General features: G+C 34.6%; 22 protein-coding genes. 19 read left to right on the top strand and 3 right to left on the bottom strand.

Annotation, left to right across the window (positions count from 1 at the left end):
- Positions 1-165: 165 nt before the first annotated feature.
- From ACW2QF_RS06175 to mutY, 5 genes are all read left to right on the top strand, one after another.
- Positions 166-834, top strand: coding sequence for a hypothetical protein (locus tag ACW2QF_RS06175; protein WP_455715122.1), 669 nt, complete (start codon positions 166-168; stop codon positions 832-834).
- A 397-nt stretch (positions 835-1,231) separates the two neighbouring features.
- Positions 1,232-1,729 carry an RNA polymerase sigma factor gene (locus ACW2QF_RS06170; RefSeq protein ID WP_455715121.1) on the top strand — a complete coding sequence of 166 codons (498 nt, stop codon included), beginning with the start codon at positions 1,232-1,234 and terminating at the stop codon, positions 1,727-1,729.
- Positions 1,722-2,669 carry an RsiV family protein gene (locus ACW2QF_RS06165; RefSeq protein ID WP_455715120.1) on the top strand — a complete coding sequence of 316 codons (948 nt, stop codon included), beginning with the start codon at positions 1,722-1,724 and terminating at the stop codon, positions 2,667-2,669. Before ACW2QF_RS06170 ends, ACW2QF_RS06165 begins: the two co-directional genes overlap by 8 nt.
- 51 nt (positions 2,670-2,720) lie before the next feature.
- Positions 2,721-3,206 carry a DNA-deoxyinosine glycosylase gene (locus tag ACW2QF_RS06160; protein WP_455715119.1) on the top strand — a complete coding sequence of 162 codons (486 nt, stop codon included), beginning with the start codon at positions 2,721-2,723 and terminating at the stop codon, positions 3,204-3,206.
- Positions 3,207-3,279: 73 nt separating this feature from the next.
- Positions 3,280-4,437 carry an A/G-specific adenine glycosylase gene (gene mutY, locus ACW2QF_RS06155; protein WP_455715118.1) on the top strand — a complete coding sequence of 386 codons (1,158 nt, stop codon included), beginning with the start codon at positions 3,280-3,282 and terminating at the stop codon, positions 4,435-4,437.
- A 94-nt stretch (positions 4,438-4,531) separates the two neighbouring features.
- Here the strand turns inward: mutY and ACW2QF_RS06150 are convergent, their stop codons facing one another.
- Together ACW2QF_RS06150 and ACW2QF_RS06145 are read right to left on the bottom strand one after the other, a co-directional pair.
- A complete protein-coding gene (locus ACW2QF_RS06150) occupies positions 4,532-4,666 on the bottom strand; it encodes a hypothetical protein (RefSeq protein ID WP_455715117.1) in 135 nt (44 codons plus the stop codon).
- A 152-nt stretch (positions 4,667-4,818) separates the two neighbouring features.
- Positions 4,819-5,715, bottom strand: coding sequence for a LysR family transcriptional regulator (locus ACW2QF_RS06145; RefSeq protein WP_455715116.1), 897 nt, complete (start codon positions 5,713-5,715; stop codon positions 4,819-4,821).
- A gap of 300 nt (positions 5,716-6,015) precedes the next feature.
- On the opposite strand from ACW2QF_RS06145, the gene leuC reads away from it, so the two are divergent.
- The 14 genes from leuC to ACW2QF_RS06075 all read left to right on the top strand — a co-directional run bounded on the left by leuC (position 6,016) and on the right by ACW2QF_RS06075 (position 25,979).
- On the top strand, positions 6,016-7,281 hold the full coding sequence (gene leuC / locus ACW2QF_RS06140; protein ID WP_455715115.1) for a 3-isopropylmalate dehydratase large subunit: 1,266 nt from the start codon (positions 6,016-6,018) through the stop codon (positions 7,279-7,281).
- A gap of 11 nt (positions 7,282-7,292) precedes the next feature.
- Positions 7,293-7,778, top strand: a complete 486-nt coding sequence (gene leuD / locus ACW2QF_RS06135; RefSeq protein ID WP_455715114.1) for a 3-isopropylmalate dehydratase small subunit — start codon at positions 7,293-7,295, stop codon at positions 7,776-7,778.
- Positions 7,779-8,079: 301 nt separating this feature from the next.
- Positions 8,080-9,459 carry an aminopeptidase gene (locus ACW2QF_RS06130; RefSeq protein WP_455715123.1) on the top strand — a complete coding sequence of 460 codons (1,380 nt, stop codon included), beginning with the start codon at positions 8,080-8,082 and terminating at the stop codon, positions 9,457-9,459.
- A 307-nt stretch (positions 9,460-9,766) separates the two neighbouring features.
- The gene (gene leuB / locus ACW2QF_RS06125) at positions 9,767-10,852 is read left to right on the top strand and encodes a 3-isopropylmalate dehydrogenase (protein ID WP_455715113.1); all 1,086 of its coding nucleotides are present in this window, start codon (positions 9,767-9,769) and stop codon (positions 10,850-10,852) included.
- A 328-nt stretch (positions 10,853-11,180) separates the two neighbouring features.
- Positions 11,181-12,851: a dihydroxy-acid dehydratase gene (ilvD, locus tag ACW2QF_RS06120; RefSeq protein WP_455715112.1), complete on the top strand. Its 1,671-nt coding sequence runs from the start codon at positions 11,181-11,183 to the stop codon at positions 12,849-12,851.
- A gap of 35 nt (positions 12,852-12,886) precedes the next feature.
- The gene (gene ilvB / locus ACW2QF_RS06115; RefSeq protein ID WP_455715111.1) at positions 12,887-14,563 is read left to right on the top strand and encodes a biosynthetic-type acetolactate synthase large subunit; all 1,677 of its coding nucleotides are present in this window, start codon (positions 12,887-12,889) and stop codon (positions 14,561-14,563) included.
- 323 nt (positions 14,564-14,886) lie between these two features.
- A complete protein-coding gene (gene serC / locus ACW2QF_RS06110) occupies positions 14,887-15,972 on the top strand; it encodes a 3-phosphoserine/phosphohydroxythreonine transaminase (RefSeq protein WP_455715110.1) in 1,086 nt (361 codons plus the stop codon).
- Between the two features lie 62 nt (positions 15,973-16,034).
- Entirely contained in the window at positions 16,035-17,198 is a 1,164-nt protein-coding gene (locus ACW2QF_RS06105) for a phosphoglycerate dehydrogenase (protein WP_455715109.1), read from the top strand.
- 85 nt (positions 17,199-17,283) lie between these two features.
- Positions 17,284-18,525 (top strand): DUF1015 domain-containing protein, encoded by a 1,242-nt coding sequence (locus ACW2QF_RS06100; RefSeq protein WP_455715108.1) that lies wholly within the window; start codon positions 17,284-17,286, stop codon positions 18,523-18,525.
- 112 nt (positions 18,526-18,637) lie between these two features.
- Positions 18,638-19,273: a YesL family protein gene (locus ACW2QF_RS06095; protein ID WP_455715107.1), complete on the top strand. Its 636-nt coding sequence runs from the start codon at positions 18,638-18,640 to the stop codon at positions 19,271-19,273.
- A gap of 245 nt (positions 19,274-19,518) precedes the next feature.
- Positions 19,519-22,323 carry a 1,4-alpha-glucan branching protein GlgB gene (gene glgB, locus ACW2QF_RS06090; protein WP_455715106.1) on the top strand — a complete coding sequence of 935 codons (2,805 nt, stop codon included), beginning with the start codon at positions 19,519-19,521 and terminating at the stop codon, positions 22,321-22,323.
- A gap of 42 nt (positions 22,324-22,365) precedes the next feature.
- Positions 22,366-23,253 (top strand): mechanosensitive ion channel family protein, encoded by an 888-nt coding sequence (locus ACW2QF_RS06085; RefSeq protein WP_455715105.1) that lies wholly within the window; start codon positions 22,366-22,368, stop codon positions 23,251-23,253.
- Between the two features lie 24 nt (positions 23,254-23,277).
- Positions 23,278-23,553: a hypothetical protein gene (locus ACW2QF_RS06080; protein ID WP_455715104.1), complete on the top strand. Its 276-nt coding sequence runs from the start codon at positions 23,278-23,280 to the stop codon at positions 23,551-23,553.
- A gap of 308 nt (positions 23,554-23,861) precedes the next feature.
- Positions 23,862-25,979 (top strand): glutamine synthetase III family protein, encoded by a 2,118-nt coding sequence (locus ACW2QF_RS06075; RefSeq protein ID WP_455715103.1) that lies wholly within the window; start codon positions 23,862-23,864, stop codon positions 25,977-25,979.
- A 24-nt stretch (positions 25,980-26,003) separates the two neighbouring features.
- On the opposite strand, the gene ACW2QF_RS06070 is transcribed toward ACW2QF_RS06075, so the two are convergent.
- Positions 26,004-26,324, bottom strand: coding sequence for a DUF3892 domain-containing protein (locus tag ACW2QF_RS06070; protein ID WP_455715102.1), 321 nt, complete (start codon positions 26,322-26,324; stop codon positions 26,004-26,006).
- Positions 26,325-26,348: the final 24 nt, after the last annotated feature.

Genomic DNA, 26,348 nt, shown 5'->3' with positions numbered 1-26,348 from the left:
ACTTACAAACATTGCATCTCGCCTAACAAAATGGCATCTCATTTTACAACTCACCGTTAATTTAATATTAAGGCAATTATCATATTAGTATTTACATTTTTGTATAATTATAGTACAATATGGAAATATATGAGTTGGAATTAATTGTTCAGGAGTGAATATATATTGAAAAAAATAAAAATAATGATATTACTGTTGATTTCGTTCTTAATAGTCGGATGTACTAATAAAAGAGATGATACAAAAGTATTAACAAATGGTACTGGCGCGACTAATTCAAACAATATTAGCACAGCATCTGAATCTACTAGTAAATATCCGGAAATAACGGTTATGGATCCTATTGTTATGGCTAATAGTTATATATGCTCGCAAAATTATTACATTCAAATTGTATTAAAAGAAGGAAGTTATAGATATGACTATCTAACTGAACAACAATCATCTTGGGATGGTTCATATTATCTTCAGGTATTTCAAGATACTCCCGAACCTAAAAACCTGATTTCAGAGATTCAATTAGAAATCGGGAATGAAAAGGAACTTAGTTTTTCGGGTCAATTTGAACTTTTCCTAGAGGATTATAACAACGATGGCCAATCGGATTTTACATTAGGGCAGTGGATTGGTTCCAATAGAAGCATTTATAATATCTATTCTATTGATAAGAACGGGGTGCCTTATATCTTACTCGTTTCAATATCAGGAATTAATCAAAATAGTATAATTATAGCTTCACATTCATATTCTTTAGAATTGCAAAAGCTTAGTGAGAATTCTATTATATATGAGAATTATGATCAATCTAAAGGAGAATATTATTCAACTAAATAAAAATGGGACGGAACCAAGTTTGTATCTGAATAAAATGCACTCTTATTAACAGCTAGTAAAAGCCTACACTGTAATATTTTGGCTATAGTGTGGGCTTAAATATTGTTTAATCAAGTTTCTATTGGTAGACCTTTTGCAGCTGGATTTACTATGAAAAGGTTGACAAGATAGTGTTTATACAGTGTATGCTGTGTGAAGCACTTTTTTTGTTTTGATAATTTTGGTTACATAATTTTTTTTGTTACTAAAACTTTTTGATATAGTAAATCATCTAAAGAATGTAAGAACAAAAGGAGCAAGTTTCTTTTTTGTTCCTTAGCAAGTTTGTGTCTGCACCGCAAACTTGTAAAGCGCAGAAAAATACATGCGCGGTTATGAAAGGAGCCTATGTATTTTTATGAAGAAAGATAAATACGAAATAATAAAAGAGTATGTGATTTCAAACCAACAAAAATTCTATCGATTGGCATTCTCTTATGTTAAGAATGAAGAAGCTGCTTTAGATATTGTGCAAAATAGTATATGTAAATTATTAGAATCGTATGAAGAGATTCGTAATATGAAGTACTTATCAACCTACTTCTATAGAATTATTGTCAATGAAAGTTTGGGATTTATAAGAAAGAATTCCAAGGAGATTGTTTGTGGTGACGAAAACATACTTGAAGAGGTGTACACACAAGAATATAAAATTGAGGGAGATGATGGTTTATTAAAGGCTTTAGATACTCTTGCAGATGAAGTAAGGACTGTTGTTACTTTACGATTTTATAATGAACTATCATTAAGAGAGATAGCTAAGATAACCGACACCAATCTAAGTACTGTAAAATCAAGATTATATATAGGACTGAAACGATTGAAACAAGCATTACAGGAGGTTAATTATGAATAAAGAAAGAGATGAATTAAAAGAGATAATCCTTAATAATAGCAAGCAAGAGTATAATCAAATTCAAGTGCCTGAAGAATTAAGTAAAAGGGTTAATGATGTATTTGACGATTATGAGGTTAAACAAAAGAAAAGGGAGATGGATTGTATGAAAAATAGTGTTGGTCATAAAACGAATAATAAGACTAAAAAGTTTCTTGCCCGCACAGGAATAGGTATTGTAGCATGTTTTGGCATTTTTGTTATAGGTTTAAATTCAAGTGAATCATTCGCAAAAGGAGTGGAGAATATACCTTTAATAGGTACAGTAGCAAAGGTGTTAACCATCAGATCCTATGGAGATGCCAATGAAGATAGAACCATTAAAGCTGACGTACCACAAATAGAAGTGGAAAGTGACAATGAGGATGTAAAACAAGTAGTTGTAGATATTAACAAAGAGATACAGGGATTGGTTGATGATCATATTAAGCAAGCAGAAACTCATATTGCTGAGTACAAAGACGCTTTTCTAGAAACTGGTGGTACAGAAGAAGAATTTAAAGCAAAGGATATCCATGCTAATGTGGATTATGAAGTTAAGGCGCAAAATGATGAGATGATATCTATCGTTATCACTTCTTATGAAGACTGGGCGAATGCCTATACAGAACAATTCTTCTATACGCTTGATTTAGCAACGGGAGATGTGCTAACATTAAAAGATATCATGGGAGATGATTACATCTATAAAGCGAACCAAGCAATTCGGGAAGAGATGGAACAAAGAGTAAAAGTAGATGAGAATTTGACTTATTTCACAGAAGAAGAAGGTGGGTTTACTAGCGTTGATGAAAATACACATTTTTATGTGAATGAAGCTGGAAATCCTGTAGTCGTATTTGAAAAATACGAAGTAGCTCCAGGGTTCATGGGTATCCAAGAATTTGAGATTAAGAAATAAACAAAAAGTGAGGTTATCTCACAAATTCCAATAATTAATAAGGAGGCACATATGTCTGATACAGTGGTACATCCAATACAACCAATCTATAATGAAGATTCTAAAATCTTGATTTTAGGTACATTCCCTTCGGTAAAATCCAGAGAAGGGCAGTTCTTCTATCATCATCCACAGAATCGATTTTGGAAAGTGTTGGCGGCTGTTTGCAATACAGATTTGCCTTCTTCTATTGAGGAAAAGAAGCAGTTCTTACTTGAGAATAGAATAGCGGTGTGGGATGTTATTCAAAGTTGTGAAATTGTTGGATCTAGTGATAGTAGCATCAAAAACGTTGTACCAAATGACTTATCTCTTATATTAGACCAATCAAAAGTGAAACACATATTTGCCAATGGGAATAAATCATATGAACTGTATAATAGATATTGCCTTTCAGTAATAAATCGTGATATAATTAAGCTTCCGTCGACAAGTCCAGCCAATGCATCGTTCTCACTAGAAAGATTAATTGAGGCATGGAAGATTATAGTCGAGTAGATTAAAGTTTATTAGTATATAGAAGTAGAAGTAATCAGTTAACGTTTTTTAAGAAGTTATTGAGAGGCTTAAGATGAATAATATAGATAATGAAAAATTATATGATTATGGAGAAATAGTTCCTTATCTTGTGGATTGGTATGAGGCAAATTCGCGAATATTGCCATGGAGACTAGATTCCACACCATATCATGTGTGGATTTCTGAAATCATGTTACAACAAACTAGGGTAGAAGCAGTGAGAGGATATTATGATCGTTTCCTCACAGCTTTACCGACAATAGAAGACTTGGCAAATGCATCGGAAGAAGTATTGTTGAAATTATGGGAAGGGCTTGGCTATTATTCAAGAGTACGAAATCTGCAAAAAGCGGCCAAAGTTGTTGTAGAAGAGTATGATGGCAAGCTACCAGCTTCCTATAAGGAGTTGTTAAAGCTGCCTGGTATCGGAAGTTATACAGCAGGAGCGATTGCATCAATTGCTTATGGAATCCCTGTGGCAGCAGTAGATGGTAATGTGCTTCGGATTGCGAAACGTCTTTCAGGAAGTTTTGATGACATCACTAAAGCAAGCGTTAAGAAGCAATTAGAGATAGATTTTACCGCTATTACGCCAGCAGATGCAGCAGGAGAATTTAATCAGTCACTTATGGATTTGGGTGCAACTATATGTATACCAAATGGAAGGCCATTATGTGAGAAATGTCCGGTGATGCATCTGTGTACGGCGTTTAAGAAAGATTTACAATCGCAGATACCTGTAAAACCAAAGAAAAAAGGAAGAAGAATAGAAGATAAAACAATTTTTGTACTTGAATGTGATGGGAAGATAGCATTGCATAAACGTTCCCAGAAGGGGTTACTAGCTGGATTATGGGAATTTCCTAACATGGAAGGTAAGAGTTCAATAGATAAAGTACAAGATATGCTAAAACAGATATTTGGCAATAATGCTAATAGTATAAAGTTATATTCATTAAAGGAAGGGAAACATATCTTTAGCCATGTAGAATGGCATATGACAGGTTTCCACATAATATTCACTGAAAGTGAACAAATGGAGCAGTTTTGTGGACAACTGGAAGAAAATTCATCTAGCACTGTGGATAACATAGTAAAAGAAAAAACTTCCTATTTAACGGATACTGTAATGGTAAGTTATGATGATTTGGTAGAATCTTATGCCCTACCTTCTGCATTTGAGACATTTAAGATATGGAAAACATCTTAGTATGTAAAGTAGCCTGTAACATTGCCAAATCGCATGTTACAGGCTACTTTTTTATCTAGTCGACACCAAGTCTTGGGACAAGATTTGGTACGCTTTATCCGAATAATTTACCGATTCCAAAGCTAATCCCTGCAAAGATACATATAAGTAATAGAACTTCACCAACAGCTTTTAGAAAAAGAAACTTAATTTTATTAAATACATCTTTCTTTGTATCATAAATATTCATTGCGATCTTCATTCCTTTCAAACATATGACAATACCGATTTACATTTCCTAATACTATTAAATCATAAATCAGAAAATTATGTTTTAAGATAAGAGAAAGAATTGATGAATTATTCTTATGAAAATCTTATGAATTTATTAAGTGATATAATTTATTTCTTTAGTTGGTAAAAATCAATGAATTTTTGCAAAGATTCGGAAGGAGACACATTCGTTGCATAAGCAAATCCGATATCACGTTTGGTGATAGGGGCTACGAATGGGACTTCAATTAAAGTACCGTTTGCTAACTCATCACGTACGAAATCTTTAATGACACACCCAACACCAAGACCTATCTTTGCAAACTCAATTAATAAATCCATGTTGTTTACTTCAAGAATCTTATTGGTTTCTACGTGATAGGTTCTGAAGTAATTATCTATATACATTCTAGTTATGTTCTCTTCATCAAGAAGCATTAAATTGGCTGATTTGAATACATCAAAGTGATCATCTGCTTCCCGTAATTTAAGATTATCCATATATGTTTTTGTAGCAACAAAACCGTCTTCGATTTCTGCAATAGGGAAGAAGGTTATGTTACGAAGTTGTTCTGGTTTCGCTATTAATCCGATATCAATTTGCTTATTTTCTATTTGTTCTATAGTTTGAAATGTTGATTGGCAGTCAATCGTGACTTTGATGTGAGGATATTTTGCAATAAATTCTTTTAGATAAGGAATTAATAGATATTTACAAAGGGTAGTACTGACACCGATACGAATATGGCCGATTCCCAATTCATTGACTTTACGAATGGTGTCTTCACCAAGTTGTAAGGCTTCAAATGCCGATTTCGTATGTTCGTAGAGCATCTTACCTTCCTCTGTTAAATGAACACCACGAGAGTTTCTTGTAAATAAGGTAACCTCAAGATTTTGTTCTAATTTACTTATTGCTTTACTTATTGCAGGTTGGCTTATATAGAGTTCTTTTGCTGCTCGGGATATATTTCCCGCTTCTGCAACACAATTAAATATTTTGTATAGGGATAAATTTTGTTCCATAATAACCTCCACCATAGCAAGTGATGCTTGCCTTATCTATGTAATACGGTAGTAACATAAGTTACTGCATAACTTACTATTATAGTAAGCTTGTATTTTTATGATAATATCTTATACCAAAAAGAGGTAAGTTTGCAAGTAAATCTTATGATCTTGAATTGTATATAACCCACCATCATAGTAAATATGATTTATATGTATTTTATTTATAGAAAGCTGTGTGTTAGAATAAAGCTATAACAATTATCCATGTTAAGTTGGGTATTATGATTATTGACGAAACAATAGGAGGGTTCAATTATGGGAATGACAATGACACAAAAAATATTGGCTGCCCATGCTGGTCTTGATTACGTATCTGCAGGGCAATTGATTGAAGCAGATCTTGACCTAGTACTTGGTAATGACGTAACAGCTCCAGTAGCTATTCATGAAATGGATAAGTTTGATACTAAAAATGTATTTGATAAAGATAAAATCGCACTAGTTCCAGATCATTTTACACCAAATAAGGATATTAAATCGGCAGAACACTGTAAATGTGTCCGTGAATTTGCACAAGATAATGATATTACAAATTATTTTGAAATTGGAGAAATGGGAATTGAGCACGCACTACTACCAGAAAAAGGTCTTGTAGTAGCTGGAGATGTTGTTATCGGGGCAGATTCACACACTTGTACCTATGGTGCGCTTGGAGCATTCTCTACAGGTGTAGGTAGTACGGATATGGCAGCTGGTATGGTTACAGGTCAAGCTTGGTTCAAAGTGCCAAGTGCGATCAAATTCGTATTAACAGGAAAACCTGGAAAATGGGTAAGTGGAAAAGATGTTATCTTACATATAATTGGACTAATCGGTGTTGACGGAGCATTATATCGATCTATGGAGTTCGTTGGAGACGGTATCGCTAACTTAACAATGGATGACCGATTTACTATGGCAAACATGGCTATTGAAGCAGGTGCAAAGAATGGTATCTTCCCTGTAGATGAGAAAACAATCACCTACATGAAAGAACATTCTACAAAAGAATACAAGATATATGAAGCAGATGAAGATGCAGAATATGATGAAGTATATACAATTGATTTATCATCACTTAAACCAACAGTTGCATTCCCTCATTTACCAGAGAATACAAGAACGATAGATGAAGTGGGAGAAGTAAAGATAGATCAGGTTGTGATTGGTTCTTGTACTAATGGTCGTATAGATGACATTAGAATTGCAGCAAAAGTATTAGAGGGACGTAAAGTTGCAAAAGGAATGCGACTTATTGTATTCCCTGCTACACAAAATATTTATCTTCAAGCAATGGAAGAGGGATTATTCTCTACAATTATTAAAGCAGGTGGTATTGTGTCAACACCAACATGTGGACCATGTCTTGGTGGACATATGGGTATCCTTGCAGCAGGAGAAAGAGCTGTTGCAACAACAAATCGTAACTTTGTAGGCCGCATGGGACATGTAGAATCTGAAATATATCTAGCAAGCCCAGCTGTAGCAGCAGCAAGTGCAGTAACTGGTAAAATCACAGGGCCTAGTGAACTTGGATTATAGGAGGATTTCATATGAAAGCAAATGGAACGGTACATAAATATGGTGACAATGTAGATACAGACGTAATTATCCCAGCTAGATATCTTAACTCGTCAGATCCAGCTGAATTAGCTAAGAAATGTATGGAAGATATTGATGCTGATTTCGTTAACCGAGTGAAACCAGGTGATATTATGGTAGCAAACAAAAATTTTGGCTGTGGTTCATCAAGAGAACATGCACCAATAGCAATCAAAGCTTCTGGGATTAGTTGTGTAATAGCAGAAACTTTTGCAAGAATATTCTACCGTAATGCAATTAATATTGGGTTACCAATTATAGAATGTCCTGCTGCTGCAAAGGAAATTGAGGCGGGAGATGAAGTTGAGGTTGATTTTGACAGTGGAATGATCTATGACAAAACAAAAGGAACACAGTATCAAGGTCAAGCATTTCCAGAGTTTATGCAAAAGATAATCAAAGCGGAAGGGCTTATTAACTATATCAATCAGAAATAATTTGGATATACCATACTTTTTCGCAAAAAATAAAAAGATAATCTTCATGTTAGAAGATTGTCTTTTTATTTTTTATTTATTACTTTACTTTTCATCTGATTTAGGTTTGGCAAACAGTATTCGACACATAAGACTAAGTCCTCCAAATAGACTATATTAAAATAATAAAAATATCGATAAATAATGCATAAAACATGTATTATTCTAATTATTCATGTATATACAAAATATTAGATAAGCCATTGACTGTTAGTAAATTATACCATACAATTGAAAGTAGTTTAGATATATGGAGGAAAAGATAATGAAAGAAGTAACATGGACAAAATATACAGAAGATGAGTTAAAAGAATTAGAAAGTCTTAATAAAGGCTATAGAGAATTCCTTGATAATGGCAAAACAGAAAGAGAATGTGTAGAGCAAGCAATTGCAATTGCAAAAGAATATGGATACATAGATCTTAACGATGTAATTGCTGAAAATAGAACACTAAAAACTGGAGATAAAGTATATGCAACTTGTATGAAGAAAGCAATTGCATTATTCAATATTGGAAGTGAGAAGATTGAAAATGGATTGTCTATTTTAGGTGCTCACATTGATTCTCCAAGACTAGATATCAAACAAAATCCTTTATACGAAGATACTGGAATCGCATATCTAGATACACATTATTATGGTGGAATCAAGAAATATCAATGGGTAACAATACCATTAGCTATTCATGGTGTTGTAGTTAAGAAAGATGGTGAAGTTATTAATGTTGTAATTGGTGAAGATGAAACAGATCCTGTATTATTCATTTCAGATTTGTTAGTACACCTTGCTAGTGAACAACTTGATAAGAAGGCTGCTAAAGTTATTGAAGGCGAAGCGCTTGACCTTGTATTCGGTTCCATTCCATTAAAGAATACAGAAAAAGATGCAGTGAAGGCGAATGTAGCTAAACTATTAAAGGATAAATATGGATTCGATGAAGAGGATTTCTTATCTGCTGAATTAGAGGTTGTACCTGCTGGTAAAGCAAGAGAAGCTGGTATGGATGCTAGTATGATTATGGCCTATGGTCAAGATGATAGAGTTTGTGCATATACTTCCTTAATAGCTATGTTAGAAGTAGAGAATATGAAGAAAACAAGCTGTTGTCTATTAGTAGATAAAGAAGAAATTGGAAGTGTTGGTGCTACAGGTATGCAATCCAAATTCTTCGAAAATACATTAGCAGAATTAATTGATCGTATGGGTGGATTCTCAGAACTAAAACTAAGAAGATGTTTAAGTAATTCTAGAATGTTATCTTCTGATGTTAGTGCTGCTTTTGATCCATCATATGCATCTGCATTCGAGAAGAAGAACTCTGCATACTTTGGAAAAGGTATTGTATTCAACAAATATACTGGTGCTAGAGGGAAATCTGGTACGAATGATGCCAATGCAGAATATTTTGCTGCAATCCGTAACATGATGGAATCACATAATGTTGCATTTCAAACGGCTGAACTTGGTAAAGTAGATATGGGTGGTGGCGGAACAATCGCTTACATTCTTGCACTTTATGGTATGGAAGTTATCGATAGTGGTGTAGCTGTACTTAACATGCATGCACCATGGGAAGTAACTAGCAAAGCTGATGTTTATGAAGCGAAGAAGGGTTACGTTGCCTTCTTAAAAGAAGCATAAAGGTAGTTTTGATAATATTGTAATTATGAGCTCTTGTCGAAGTATTTGAGTGTTTTTTGGTGAAACTCAGATATTAGATAAGAGCTTTTTTATTAAGTTGACACTTGGAGGCTTTTCTATGCCATACTTATTTCATTTATTTAATAGCTCCAATTGCATAATCTTTTTAATAATATACATTGATTTTTTTTAGAAAGTAAGCTAATATATGAATAAGTAATAAAAAAACAAGATTTCATAATTTATAGTTATAGTATGTATAATCTAATGGAATGAGTATATTTTAGCAGAAAGGATGATGTCAGCAATGAATTACAATATAGCAGTAATCCCTGGAGATGGAATTGGACCAGAAATCGTAACTGAGGCAAAAAAAGTATTAGATAAGATCGGTAGTACATATGGACATACATTTAACTATACAGAAGTATTAATGGGAGGTTGTTCTATTGATGCAACAGGAGTGCCACTGACAGATGAAGCGTTAGACACAGCACTAGCAAGTGATTCGGTTTTACTTGGTGCAGTAGGTGGTAATGTAGGTCAATCAAACTGGTATCAGTTACCTCCAGATCTTAGACCAGAAGCAGGACTTCTTAAGATACGTAAAGGATTGAATTTGTTCGCTAATATTCGCCCTGCTATATTATTTGATGAATTAAAAGGAGCCTGTCCATTAAAAGAAGAGATTATTGATGGTGGCTTTGACTTTGTAGTAATGAGAGAACTTACTGGTGGCTTATACTTTGGCGAACGTAAGACATACGAAGAGAATGGTGTAACAACCGCTGTGGATACCCTTACATATAACGAAAATGAAATAAGAAGAATTGCAAAATGGGGATTTGATATTGCAAGAAAGAGAAATAAGAGAGTCTGTAGTGTAGATAAGGCAAATGTATTAGATTCCTCGAGATTATGGAGAAAAGTTGTGAAAGAAGTTGCAACAGATTATCCAGATGTAGAACTTAGTGATATGTTAGTTGATAACTGTGCTATGCAATTAGTAAAAGACCCAAAACAATTTGATGTTATCTTAACAGAGAATATGTTTGGTGATATCTTATCGGATGAAGCAAGTATGGTAACTGGTTCAATCGGTATGTTGGCATCAGCAAGTTTAGGAGATACCAAGCTAGGGCTATATGAACCAAGTCATGGTTCAGCACCAGATATCGCAGGACAGAATAAAGCTAATCCTATCGCAACTATTCTATCAGCAGCTATGATGCTTCGTTATTCTTTTGATTTAGAGAAAGAAGCTGATGAGATTGAAGATGCAGTGAAGGCTGTATTAAGAGAAGGCTACAGAACCGTTGATATTATGTCTGAAGGAAAACAATTAGTAGGTACAAAAGAGATGGGTGACTTAATTTGTCAAAAAATAAGTTGAAAAAACTTCGCACTTGAATAATTCGAGGAGTAGGTAACTGCTATATTCAACGAAAAACCCGCTCTCGCTTAGCTTCACACGTAGCAGTACTAAGATTTCGCGTTGCGAAATCAAGTGCTGACGTGTTCAGATAGTTTTTCTTATGAATATAGCAGTTACCTACTCTAAATGAAGTTTTTATGTGCGAAATTTGAGTTTAAAGAAATAAAAAACACGAAATAGTTAGAAAAGAATCATAGAGATTGATACGATACTATGTTAAAACATTAAAGAGTATGATAAAATTGAAAAGAATAGTGTCGAGTTAGGAAAAATAGGAGGTAATATTATGAGAAGTGATTCAGTTAAAACTGGTATGCAACAAGCACCACATCGTTCTTTGTTTAATGCACTTGGAATGACAAAAGAAGAATTAGAGAGACCTTTAGTTGGTATAGTAAGTTCTCATAATGAGATCGTACCAGGTCATATGAACTTAGATAAAATTGTAGAAGCCGTAAGAATGGGTGTAGCCATGGCAGGTGGTACTCCAGTGGTGTTCCCAGCAATTGCTGTATGTGATGGTATCGCAATGGGACATATCGGTATGAAATATTCATTAGTAACAAGAGACTTAATTTGCGACTCTACAGAAGCAGTTGCAATGGCTCATGGATTTGATGCACTTGTTATGGTGCCTAATTGTGATAAGAATGTTCCTGGCCTTTTAATGGCAGCAGCAAGACTTAATATTCCTACAATTTTTGTTAGTGGTGGTCCAATGCTTGCAGGCCGTGTTAGAGGAGAAAAGAAGAGTTTATCAAGTATGTTTGAGGCAGTTGGTTCCTTTGCAGCTGGCACAATGACAGCAGAAGATGTAGAAGAATTTGAGAATAAGGTATGCCCAACATGTGGATCATGTTCTGGTATGTATACTGCAAACAGTATGAACTGCTTAACAGAAGTACTTGGTATGGGACTTCGTGGTAACGGAACAATTCCAGCAGTATATTCCGAGAGAATTAAGTTAGCAAAGCATGCTGGTATGAAAGTAATGGAATTATATGAGAAGAATATTCGTCCACGTGATATTATGACGGAAAAAGCGTTCATGAATGCTTTAACAGTAGATATGGCACTTGGCTGTAGTACAAATAGTATGTTACATTTACCTGCTATTGCTCATGAAGTAGGATTTGAATTGAATTTAGATGTAGCAAATGAAATCAGCTCAAAAACACCTAATTTATGTCATCTTGCTCCAGCGGGTCCAACGTATATGGAAGACCTTGACGAAGCAGGCGGTGTATATGCTGTTATGAATGAGTTAAATAAGAAGAATCTATTACATACAGACTGTATTACTGCTACAGGAAAGACAGTTGGAGAAAACATTGCAGGTTGTAGAAACCGTAACCAAGAAGTTATTCGTCCGATTGAGAATCCTTATAGTGAAACAGGTGGTATTGCAGTATTAAAAGGAAATCTTGCACCAGATTCAGGTGTTGTAAAACGTTCTGCAGTTGCCAAAGAGATGCTTAAACATGAAGGACCAGCAAGAGTATTTGACTGTGAAGAAGATGCAATTGAAGCAATCAAAAGTGGTAAGATTGTTGCAGGCGATGTTGTAGTTATTCGCTACGAAGGACCGAAAGGCGGACCAGGTATGAGAGAGATGTTAAATCCAACTTCTGCAATTGCTGGTATGGGACTTGGTTCAAGCGTTGCACTTATAACAGATGGAAGATTTAGTGGAGCATCAAGAGGAGCTTCTATCGGTCATGTTTCACCAGAAGCAGCTGTTGGTGGACCAATTGCATTAGTTGAAGAAGGAGATATCATTAAGATTGATATTAATGCCAATACCCTTGATATGGATGTGTCCGATGAAGAGTTAGCAAGAAGACGTGCTAATTGGAAACCAAGACAACCAAAGATCACAACTGGTTATCTTGCACGTTATGCAGCAATGGTTACTTCAGGCAATAGAGGAGCAATCTTAGAGGTACCACATCAATAGGTAAACAAACAAAATAAAAGCGAAAGAGGTGTTATATGCAGTTAACAGGTTCAGAAATATTAATTGAGTGCTTAAAAGAACAAGGTGTCGATACGATTTTTGGTTATCCTGGTGGCGCTGTTCTTTATATTTACGATGCGCTATACAACCATCAAAATGATATTAAACACATTCTAACTTCTCATGAACAAGGCGCTTCACATGCTGCAGATGGTTACGCAAGATCAACTGGTAAGGTTGGTGTATGTTTAGCAACAAGTGGCCCAGGAGCAACTAATCTTGTAACTGGAATTGCAACTGCATATATGGATTCTGTTCCAATGGTAGCAATTACAGGTAATGTTACAGTTCCTTTACTTGGAAAAGATAGTTTCCAAGAAGTTGATATAGCTGGTATTTCCATGCCCGTTACGAAACATAGTTTTATTGTAAAAGATGTAACGAAATTAGCAGATACGATTCGTCGAGCATTTAAGATTGCCATTTCTGGAAGACCAGGCCCAGTACTTATAGATATTACAAAGGACGTAACAGCCGCTAAGACAGAATATACAAGAGTAGTTCCAGAGAAGATTGAACGTGTAACAGAAACAATGAAAGAAGAAGATCTAACAAAAGCAGTTGAGATGATTAACCATGCAAGTAAACCGATGATATTCGTAGGTGGTGGTGCAGTAATCTCTGAAGCAAGTGAAGAACTGCAAACCTTTGTAGATTTAGTTGATGCCCCAGTTTGCGATACCTTAATGGGTAAAGGCGCATTCAATGGAGAGGACAAAAGATACACGGGAATGCTTGGAATGCATGGAACAAAAACAGCAAACCTTGGAGTAACAGAATGTGATTTATTAATTGCAATTGGTTCAAGATTTAGTGACCGTGTTACAGGTAATATAGATAAATTTGCAGCTGGTGCTAAAATTCTTCAAATCGATGTAGACCCAGCAGAAATCAATAAAAATGTGATTACAGACCATAGCATCGTAGGTGATGTTAAGATGGTATTAAAACGTTTGAACGAAAAGTTGACACAGCATAATCATAGTGAATGGGTTCAACATGTATCGGAAATGACAGAGAAATACCCATTAAAATACAATAAAGATATTTTAACAGGTCCGTACATAATGGAGAAGTTATATGAGATAACAAAAGGTGATGCTATTATCACCACAGACGTTGGACAACATCAGATGTGGGCAGCGCAGTATTACAAATATCAAAAACCAAGAACGTTCATTACTTCAGGCGGACTTGGAACCATGGGATATGGATTAGGTGCTTGCATTGGTGCAAAAGTTGCAAACCCTGATAAGATTGTTGTGAATATAGCTGGTGATGGATGCTTTAGAATGAATATGAACGAAATTGCCACAGCTACTCGTTATAATATTCCGATAATACAGATTGTATTCAATAATCATGTACTTGGTATGGTGCGTCAATGGCAATCATTATTCTATGAAGAGAGATATTCTTACACAGTATTAAATGATGCAGTTGATTTTGTAAAAGTAGCAGAAGCTATGGGAGCAAAGGCGTACCGCATTACGAAGAAAGAGGAAGTAGAGGGAGTATTAAAAGAAGCAATTGAACTTAATATTCCTGTAGTGATTGATTGTCAAATCCAAAGAGATGATAAAGTGTGGCCAATGGTTGCACCAGGAGCTGCAATTGATGATGTATTTGATGAAGAAGATATTAAGAAATAGATATTAATAAGTAGTGAATAATATGTCCTACTAATGAATACTATGATACCAGGGTCAAAAGGTCATGTGTTTCATGCTTGCATGAAAAAACGGTCAAAATACCTTTTGACCCCAACATCATGCTATGAAATTAGTTATAAAATATATACTCTAAGAATAGCAAGATATTGCTTCTTGGAGTATATAATGGTAAAATGTTGTAAGCTAGACTAGTGATTATTGCAAGAATAACAAAAAAATGACAAATTAGGATTGACTTCATATTTTTTTAGTTCTATAATGTAACACAATAAAGTGGTCAAGCGTAAAAGGAGGAAGTACAAGTGGGAAGAATTTATAATTTTTCAGCAGGTCCAGCTGTTTTACCTGAAGAAGTGTTAAAAGAAGCAGCAGCAGAGATGTTAGATTACAATGGTACAGGAATGTCAGTTATGGAGATGAGTCACCGTTCCAAAGCATACCAAGAAATCATTCAAACTGCAGAAAAAGATTTAAGAGACTTGATGAATATACCTGATAATTACAAAGTATTATTCTTACAAGGTGGGGCATCACAACAATTTGCGATGATTCCAATGAATCTTATGAAGAATAAGGTAGCAGATTACATTATCACAGGTCAATGGGCTAAGAAAGCTTTTAAAGAAGCTCAGATTTATGGTAAAGCAAGAGCGATAGCATCTTCAGAGGATAAAACTTTCTCCTATATTCCAGATTGTTCAGATTTAGATATTGACGATGATGCAGATTATGTGTACATATGTGAAAACAATACCATCTATGGAACTAAGTTCAAGACATTACCTAATACAAAAGGTAAAACTTTAGTAGCTGATGTATCTTCATGTTTCTTATCAGAGCCAGTGGACGTTACAAAATACGGCGTAATCTATGGCGGTGTTCAAAAGAATGTTGGTCCAGCAGGTGTTGTAATTGCTATTATTCGCGAAGATTTAATTACTGAGGATACTCTAGAGGGTACTCCAACAATGTTAAAATATAAAATTCATGCTGATAACGATTCATTATACAATACACCTCCAGCATATGGAATCTATATCTGTGGTAAAGTCTTCAAATGGTTGAAGAAAATGGGTGGACTTGAAGCTATGAAAGAGCATAATGAAAAGAAAGCAGCAATCCTTTATGATTACTTAGATCAAAGTAAATTATTCAAAGGTACAGTTGTAAAAGAAGATCGTTCATTAATGAATGTTCCTTTCGTTACTGGTGATGAAGAATTAGATGCTAAGTTTGTTAAAGAAGCAAAAGCAGCTGGATTTGAGAACTTAAAGGGTCATAGAACAGTTGGTGGTATGAGAGCAAGTATCTACAATGCAATGCCAATTGAAGGTGTTGAAAAGCTTGTTGAATTTATGAAGAAATTTGAAGCTGAAAATCTAAAATAGAGAAAAATAGAGATAAAAATCATACAAAAAGAGATCTAAGAGGATAGTAGGAGGACAATAACATGGTTAAGTATAATTGCCTTAATCCAATTGCGGGAATTGGTTTAGATTTGTTTACAGATCAATATATAAAGACTGATGCATTCGACGAAGCAGAAGCGGTATTAGTACGTAGTGCTGCTATGCATGATTTAGAGCTTGGTGATAATTTATGTGCTATCGCTAGAGCAGGTGCAGGAGTTAATAACATTCCGCTTGATAAATGTGCAGAAAAGGGCATCGTAGTATTTAATACACCAGGAGCGAATGCTAATGGTGTTAAGGAACTTGTTATAGCTGGTTTATTGCTTGCTTCTCGTGATTTTGTAGGCGGTATGAATTGGGTGGAAGAAAACAAAGAAGATGCTAATATCAGCAAAACAATGGAAAAAGCAAAATCCAAGTTTGCAGGTAAAGAAATTCAAGGCAAGAAACTAGGTGTTATTGGTCTTGGAGCAATCGGTGTACTTGTTGCCAATGCAGCTAATCGCCTAGGAATGGAAGTATATGGTTGCGATCCGTTTATCTCAGTAGAACATGCATGGAATCTTTCAAGAGATATTAAGTATGTTAAGACAAGAGAAGAAATCTTTAGAGAATGTGATTACATAACTGTTCATGTACCATTATTAGATGATACAAAACATATGATTAACAAAGATACAATGGCAATGATGAAGGATGGAGTAATAATTCTAAACTTCGCAAGAGATCTTCTTGTAAATGATGAAGATATGGCAGAAGCTTTAGCATCAGGCAAAGTTGCAAAATATGTTACTGATTTCCCTAATGCTAAGACTGCAAATACGAAAGGCGTTATTGCATTCCCTCACTTAGGAGCTTCTACAGCTGAGTCAGAAGATAATTGTGCGGTTATGGCAGTAAAAGAAATCGTTGATTTTATGGATAATGGTAATATTAAGAATTCAGTTAACTACCCTGCTTGCGATGCTGGTGTATGTGCTAGTCAAGGACGTATTGCAATTAATCATAGAAATATTCCTAACATGTTAAGTCAGTTTACTACAGTATTTGCTGCTGAGAACATCAATATCGACAACATGGTTAATAAGAGTCGTGGTGATTACGCTTATACGGTATTGGATATCGCAGTATCCTCAACACAAACTTTAGTAGAAAAATTATCTGCTATTGAAGGTGTATTAAAAGTTAGAGTTGTTAAATAATAAAAAATAGACGATATAAATATATAACTACTAAAAAGGGCTGTTGAAATTAACAGCCCTTATTCTTGGTAAAGGAGAGAAATTTATGGCAAAGATTAAGCCTTTTAGATGTATTAGACCAAATGCAGGTGTTGTATCAAGAGTAGCAGCATTACCATATGATGTATACAACCGAGAAGAAGCGAAAGTTGAAGTTGCAAAGGAGCCCTTATCATTTTTAAGGATAGACCGAGCAGAAACGCAGTTTGATGATTCAGTTGATACATACGATGCTAAAGTGTATGCGAAAGCAAGAGAGACATTAGAAGAAATGATTTCGGATGGAACATTTATAGCAGATGAAGAATCTTGTTATTATCTCTATGAATTGACTATGAATGGACGCTCTCAAACAGGTATCGTTGCATGTGCTTCTATCGATGACTATATGAATAATGTAATCAAAAAGCATGAGAATACAAGGGAAGATAAAGAGATTGATCGTATTAATCATGTTGATATCTGTAATGCGCAGACAGGACCGATATTCCTTGCATATCGTGCTGTAACACAGCTAAATGAAGTGGTTGATAAAGTTAAGAAGGAAGCATTATTGTATGGATTCACTTCACCTGATGGTATTACTCACAATGTGTGGAAAGTGTCAGAGAGCGAAGATAATGCAGTAATTGAAAAGGCATTTGATGATATGAATCAAATCTATATAGCAGATGGTCATCATCGTTGCGCATCAGCTGTTAAAGTGGGACTTAAGAGACGTAATGAGAATCCAAATTATTCTGGAGATGAAGAATTCAATTATTTCTTATCGGTATTATTTCCAGATGAACAGTTAATGATAATGGATTATAATAGAGCAGTTAAAGATTTGAATGGTTATTCTAAGGAAGACTTTATATATGAGGTAGAAAAGAACTTTAACGTTACCTTAGTTGGAGATAAAGCATATGAACCTGAGCATAAATCAGACTTTGGAATGTACTTAGATAAGCAGTGGTATAAGCTAGAAGCCAAAGATGATCTAAAGGCAATTACGGATCCTGTAGACGGATTAGATGTATCAGTGTTACAAGATTATCTATTAAAACCTATACTAGGTATTGAAGATCCAAGAATGGACAAACGTATTGAGTTCATTGGTGGTATTCGAGGGTTAGAGGAATTAGAGCGCAGAGTAAATTCTGACATGGAGGTGGCGTTTGCTATGTATCCAACATCTATAGAAGAATTATTTGCAGTAGCCGATGCGGATCGATTAATGCCTCCAAAATCAACATGGTTTGAGCCAAAATTAAGAAGTGGTATCTTCATTCATTCTTTAGGTTAATTTTAGGATAGAACTGTTTATACTTTTTTCATTTGATTATATTAAATTATATGATAAAATTATTATATTATAATGGTTCAAGACAAAAGAATATAGAATGGAGAATATTAGGATGGGTAACTTATTTAGTATCGATAATGGTTTTTTCAATGTAATGGGAAAAGTTTTTGATATCATGGTTGTAAGTTTGCTCTGGTTTATATGTTGTTTACCAATTGTAACAATAGGACCAGCAACTACCGCTCTTTACTATAGTGTTGTGAAGTCAATACGTAGGGAAAGAGGATATGTATCAAAAGAATTTTTTCACTCATTTAAAGTAAATTTAAAGCAAGGAACAATTACAGGTCTGATCTTTACATTTCTTGCTGGTGTTATGGCATTTAATTTCTACATAGTTAAACAGATGGACAGTAAGGTAGGTACTATTTTATTTGGAATTTATATAGTGATGAGCTTTTTAATCTATATTACTGCAATCTACGCATTTCCAAACCTATCGAGATTTACTTTAACAATAAAAGGATTATTTAAAAATGCGATAATTATGGCAATTTCACATTTACCTTCAACAATTTTGATGGCAGTTATTGTTGGAATAGCAGCATTTTCAATTTGGTACCTAGTACTTGTGGTTATATTCGTTCCTGGTTTAGCTTGTTACCTCGTATCTTTTATTATGGAAAAAATACTAAAAAAATATACACCAGAAGATGCTGGACAAGCAGATGCTTGGTATATGGAATAATAAAAAATTATACAATGTCGTTTATGGTAGCAAATTTACTATAATTGTATGAAAACAAAGAAAAATGGGTATAAGTTTTGTAATATTCTTAGACATTATGTCAAGATATTCAAGACTTATACCTTTTTTGTATCAATAGTCCCAACACATTAATTAAAGTAGTATTTTTTACTAAAAATAATTGTTTTTATATGGAAATAGTGGTACAATAGAAGCGATTTAGTGATTTAAAGGGAGGACACTATATGAATGATACTTTATACAATTTATGCGATTGGGCAGAAATCGAAGCAATTGTCTATTCAGAACATGATAACCCACATTCTATTTTAGGGGCACATGTAAGGGAAGAGGGAATTATATTTAATACATTTATTCCTACTGCAGTAAGTGTTACATTACATATGACAAAGACAGGCGAAGATTATGCAATGGAACTAGCAGATGAAGCAGGATTTTTCACTTGTTTAGTAAAAGGTAAGAAAATACCTGAATATACGTACTTGGTTACCTACGATAATGGTGATAAGCAAGAGATTGTAGACCCATACCGATTTGATCCGGTAATTGATGGAATGGATTTGAAACTGTTTACAAGTGGAGCGCATTATGATATATATAATAAAATGGGTGCACATCCTATAGAAATCGATGGGGTATCAGGAATTTTATTTGCAGTATGGGCTCCGAATGCAATGCGTGTTAGTGTTGTTGGTGATTTTAATCTATGGGATGGTAGACGTCACCCTATGAGAAGATTAGGGGACTCTGGTGTGTTTGAATTATTCATTCCAGGATTACAATGCGGAGAACTCTACAAGTATGAGATTAAAGTAAATAGCCAATGCGTAATGTTAAAAGCAGATCCATATGGATATGCATCTGAGTTAAGACCTGCAACGGCATCTATCGTTTATGATATAAATTCTTATAAGTGGAATGATCAAGATTTTATTGCAAAACGTGAGAAACATGATTACAAAGAAGACCCAATGTTAATCTATGAAGTTCATCTTGCATCTTTCAAGAAACCAGATGAGGAAGATAGGAACTTCTATAACTATAGAGAACTTGCTGTTATGATAGCTGATTATGTGTTAGAAATGGGCTATACACATGTTGAATTAATGCCAATTATGGAACATCCATTTGATGCTTCATGGGGGTATCAAGTTACAGGATATTATGCAGCAACTTCAAGATATGGTACACCAGAAGACTTTATGTATTTTGTAGACTATATGCATAAACATAATATCGGTGTAATCCTTGATTGGGTACCAGCACATTTTCCAAGAGATGCATTTGGATTGGCAAATTTTGATGGGACATGCTTATATGAACATGTTGACCCAAGACAAGGTTCTCATCCACATTGGGGAACTTTGATTTATAATTATGGAAGACCAGAAGTTGCAAACTTCTTAATTGCTAATGCGCTATTCTGGGCTGAAAAATATCATATTGACGGTATCCGTATAGATGCAGTAGCTTCTATGCTATATCTTGATTATGGCAAGCAAGATGGTGAATGGGTTGCTAACATTTATGGAGGTCATGAGAACTTAGAGGCAGTAGAATTCTTACGTAATCTTTCTAAGGTCTTTAAGAAGAAGCAAAAAGGTGTATTATTAATTGCAGAAGAATCTACAGCTTGGGAAAAAGTAACTGGAGAGGTTTCAGATGGTGGTCTAGGATTTGATCTAAAGTGGAATATGGGCTGGATGAATGACTTCACAAACTATATGAAATGTGATCCGTTATTCCGAAAAGGTCACCATGGTGAATTAACCTTCAGTATGATTTATGCATACAGTGAAAACTTTGTTCTTGTATTATCTCATGACGAAGTAGTACATGGAAAAGGTTCTATGATTAATAAGATGCCTGGTAGCTACGACCAGAAGTTCGCTAATTTACGTGCTGCATATGGTTATATGATGGCACACCCAGGTAAGAAATTATTATTCATGGGACAAGATATTGCTCAATTTGACGAATGGAATGAAAACGAAAGCATTCAATGGAATCTACTTGAATATGACGCACATCGTGAAATGAAAGACTATGTGAAGGCATTAAATCGTCTGTATAGGGATTATCCTGCCTTTTATCAAATGGATTTTAGTAGTGATGGTTTTGAATGGATTAACAGTATGGATGCAGACAAGAGTATCATAACTTTCTTAAGAAAGACAAGTAAGGAAGAAGAAACTTTATTAGTTGTTTGCAACTTTACACCAGTAGTATATGAAGACTTCAAAGTAGGAGTTCCATTCAAAGGTAAATATAAAGAGACATTTAATAGTGATAAAGAAGTATTTGGCGGTAAGGGGTATGTGAATCCAAGACTAAAATATTCGAAAGAAGATGAATGTGATGGCCGCGAGAATTCAATAAAAATTACGGTACCACCACTTGGAATAAGCGTATTTACTTGTACTCCAGTTGTTGAAGTAAAAGCTGATAAGAAGACAGAAAAAACTTCCACAAGCACGAAGACAACAAAGGCAGAGAAAGCTTCTGCAAACGCAAAGACTAAGAAGAAAGAGAAAGCTTCCGCAAGCTCAAAGACTAAGAAGGCTGAAAAGGCTACAAAGGTTGAAAAAGTTTCTGAAAGTCCAAAGGCTGCGAAAGCTGAAAAAGTTTCTGATAGCTTAAAGGCAGAAAAAGTTGAAAAAGCTGCTGAAAGCTCAAATGCTATGAAGGTAGAAAAAGCTTCTGAAAGTCCAAAAGCAGTGAAGGCAGAAAAAGCTACTGAAAGCTCAAATGCTGTGAAGGCAGAAAAAGCTTCTGAAAGCTCAAAGGCTACAAAGGTAGAAAATGCTCCTGAATTCTCAAAGACTGAGATGACAGAGAAAAAATCAGCAGATAAGAAAGCACAGGCGTCAGAGAAAATTAAAACTTCAAACCCTAAGCAAGTTACAAAAGAAACAAAAGCAGTGGAATCTGAAGTTCAAGCTGAAATAGCTGTAGCTAAATCAGTTGAAGCTACAAAAGAGACTGTTAAACAACCAGAAAAGAAAAAACGAGGAAAAGCTCGCAAATAGACAGTGTAACAATAGGTGATATACAAAAAGGAAGGAAATAAAATGAATATAAATACAATATTTCTGACGACTCAAACGTTGAAAGACGCTGAAAAAGAAGTAACGAAACTGTCCAAATTTCTTAGTAATGCACAAGAAAAGATTATAGACTTTGGAATAAAATTACTTATTGTTTTTCTCATTTGGTTTATAGGAAAGAAAATCATTAAGGGAATACTTCATATACTTGATAAGACGTTTAATAGAAGTAATTTAGAAGCAAGTGTAACATCATTCTTGATGGCAGTTATTAAAGCATTTTTGTATGGTATCTTAGTTGTGATTTTAATCAATAAAATTGGTATGGATACTTCATCTTTAGTAGCGGTACTTGGTACAGCAACATTATCAATTGGTTTAGCATTACAAGGTAGTTTGTCAAACTTCGCGGGTGGTGTTTTAATTCTTGTTATGAAACCTTTCCGTGTTGGCGATTATATTATAACTCCAGATAAAGAAGGTACAGTAACTGGCTTAGATATCTTCTACACACGTATGCTAACAGCTGATAATCGTTTGGTAGTAATTCCAAATGGTACTTTATCCAATTCGAATATTATTAATGTAACTCATGAGCCAATACGTCGTTTGGATATATCTGTTTCAATTGACTATTCTGAGAACATAAAGAAAGTTAAGGAAATACTTGTGCAACTTATAAGTGAACATGAATTAGTGCTAAAAGATTATGAAGCACAAATCTTCGTGAATAGCTTTGATCCAAGTGCAATTAATATTGGTACTCGTATGTGGGTAAAAACAGAAGATTATTGGACGCTTAAGTGGGATATGCTAGAGAAAATCAAAGAAGCATTCGATTCTAATGATGTAACGATACCATTTGATCAATTGGATGTTAATATTACCAATAGAGATTTGATATCAAAATAATAAACTAAGTATGAGGTAGAAAACATGTTAGATGTAAAACAAAGAACAATTCAAGTAATTGAGGTAGAAGATGGATATATTTTTGAGATTCATGAATTACCTGCTGATAAAGATACAGTAGTTGAAGTATGGATCTATCAAAAAGATTACACTACTAAAATTCATGTATTTAGTATTATGAAAAGTAATATATCAAATCCGACTAAATTGTACAAGCATATCGAAGACAATATGAGGGAATATATAGATACGTACAAGGAAGAAGTAATTGAAGAAATAACAGATGAAAATGAAGAATAATTACAACTTTTAAATCATAAGGTCAGAAATAGTATATTTAATAATATTAAGCTAAAAAGTATATAAAGTAACATAAGTTCGCATATAATATTATGTATATTAACAAAAAGAAATTTTAGCTCTTTTCTTTTGGTATAAAACATGGTATCTTATTAATAGCGGATTTGAGTATCCGTAATAAAGGGTGTTCTCAAATTTTATTTGAGGACACCTTTTTTATAAGTAAAACTAATAGAATTAATTAGTTTTTCTAAAAAATAGGATAGCATGTTACATATCCTTAGACAAAACGGAAGGAAGATAGGAAAATGGCGTTAAAAAATGTGATATCAGAAGTATTTGCGGTCGATGTATTTAATGATGCTGTAATGGCAGAGCGATTACCAAAGAAGGTTTATGCAGCGCTTATGAAAACAATTGAAGATGGAGAAGAACTCAATCTTGAAATTGCCAATGTTGTGGCACATGCGATGAAGGAATGGGCCTTAGAAAAAGGTGCAACACACTATACACATTGGTTCCAACCAATGACAGGTATTACGGCTGAGAAACATGATTCTTTTATCAGTCCTGCTTCGAATGGAGGTCAAGCGATACTTGAATTCTCCGGTAAAGAGTTAATAAAGGGGGAACCAGATGCTTCTTCATTCCCATCTGGAGGACTTCGTGCTACCTTTGAAGCAAGAGGGTATACAGCTTGGGATTGTACATCACCAGCATTCTTACGAGAAGATGCAGCTGGTGTAACGCTATGTATTCCTACGGCTTTCTGTTCTTATACAGGAGAAGCTTTGGATAAGAAAACTCCACTTCTTCGTTCTATGGAAGCAATTAGCACACAAACCATTCGTATTCTTAAATTGTTCGGGCACGACGATGTGAAAAAGGTAGACTGTTCTGTTGGTCCAGAACAAGAATACTTTTTAGTGGATCGCGAAAAGTATTTACAAAGGGATGATTTAATCTTCACTGGCCGTACCTTATTTGGTGCAATGCCTCCAAAAGGTCAAGAACTTGATGATCATTATTTTGGCAGTATCAAAGAACGTATTGCTGGATATATGAAAGAATTAAACATAGAATTATGGAAATTAGGTATTTTGTCAAAGACACAACATAATGAGGTAGCTCCTGCGCAACATGAGATGGCTCCTATCTATGGTACCGCTAATATTGCTACAGATCATAATCAATTAGTTATGGAGACTATGAAAAAAGTTGCGAAACGTCGAGGTTTAGAATGTTTATTACATGAAAAGCCATTCGCTGGTGTAAATGGGTCTGCAAAACATAATAATTGGTCTCTTGTTACGAATACAGGAAAGAATTTATTAGAGCCAGGAAAGACACCTCATGAGAATATTCAATTCTTATTATTCTTATCTGCTATAATCAAAGCAGTAGATGAGAATGCGGTTTTACTTCGTATGTCAGCTTCGAATCCAGGAAATGATCATAGATTAGGTGCAAATGAGGCTCCACCAGCTGTTATCTCAATCTTCTTAGGAGAACAATTAGAAGATGTGATTGATCAGCTTATAGAAACAGGTGAAGCAAAATCAAGTAAACAAGGTGGTAAGCTTAATATCGGTGTTCATACATTGCCGGAACTTAAGAAAGATGCAACAGATCGTAATCGTACCTCACCATTTGCATTCACTGGAAATAAGTTTGAATTTCGTATGGTTGCGTCATCAATGTCAGCTGCTGATGGAAATACGGTACTGAATACCATAGTAGCAGATGCATTATGTGATATGGCTGATGAATTAGAAAAAGCTGATAATTTTGATCTAGCTGTTCATGATTTAATTAAGAGTACGTTAACAAAACATCAAAGAATTATATTCAATGGTAATGGATACTCAGAGGAGTGGAAAGTTGAAGCGCAGAGAAGAGGACTTCCTAATACCCCAACTATGGTTGATGCAATTCCTTCGTTAATTGATGAAAATACAATTAGAATCTTTGAAAAGTTTTCAGTGCTTTCTTCTGTTGAATTACATTCTCGTGCAGAAGTCAATTATGAGAACTATTCTAAAACATTGAATATTGAAGCTAAAACTATGATTGAGATGGCGAATCAGAAGTATATACCAGCTGTTATTAAGGGAGTTAAAGTATTAGCAGATTCTATAAATAGTATTAAGTCAGCCGTACCAGGAGCAGATGTTTCTGTTCAGACTGAATTATTAGTTCAAAGTTCAGATCTACTTGCCAAAGCTAAAGCTGCCGTTACTCATCTTGAAAATGTTATTGCAACAGCTGATACAAAAGAAGAAGCGAAAGAACGTGCAATGTATTTCAAAGATGTGGCAACTAAAGCAATGGAAGATTTAAGAGCACCAATTGATGCTTTGGAACTTATTATTGATAAATCATTATGGCCTGTACCTACTTATGGAGACTTATTGTTCGAGGTATAATAAGGTAGATAGTGATCCCACTAATTAACCTTGCACACTATTTTCAGATACAGTAGGAAGACTACTTAGATTATTGCCTTCTGTATTGTCAGGGAGAGATTTTAGATATTCCTGACCATTGCGATGAGAGATACCCACGCCGTTTATGCCACCGTTTTTGGCTAATGCGACACCTTCTTCTTTGGAAAGGGTTTCCCCACTTGATAGTTGATAACCAGTAACCTTCCCACTGTGTTTTACTAATGCAACGATGTCCTTAGCATTTGCAGTTGGTTTAGGAATATCATCGAGTGCATTCATTGCAAGGGAAGAAGAGTTTATTTCATTATTTTCATTTTGCAACATAAGACATCACCTCTTTCTAAATTT

Source organism: Anaerosporobacter sp. (genome assembly GCF_965301125.1).
The sequence above is the reverse complement of the archived record's forward strand: the minus strand, read 5'-3'. Positions and strand labels throughout refer to the sequence as shown.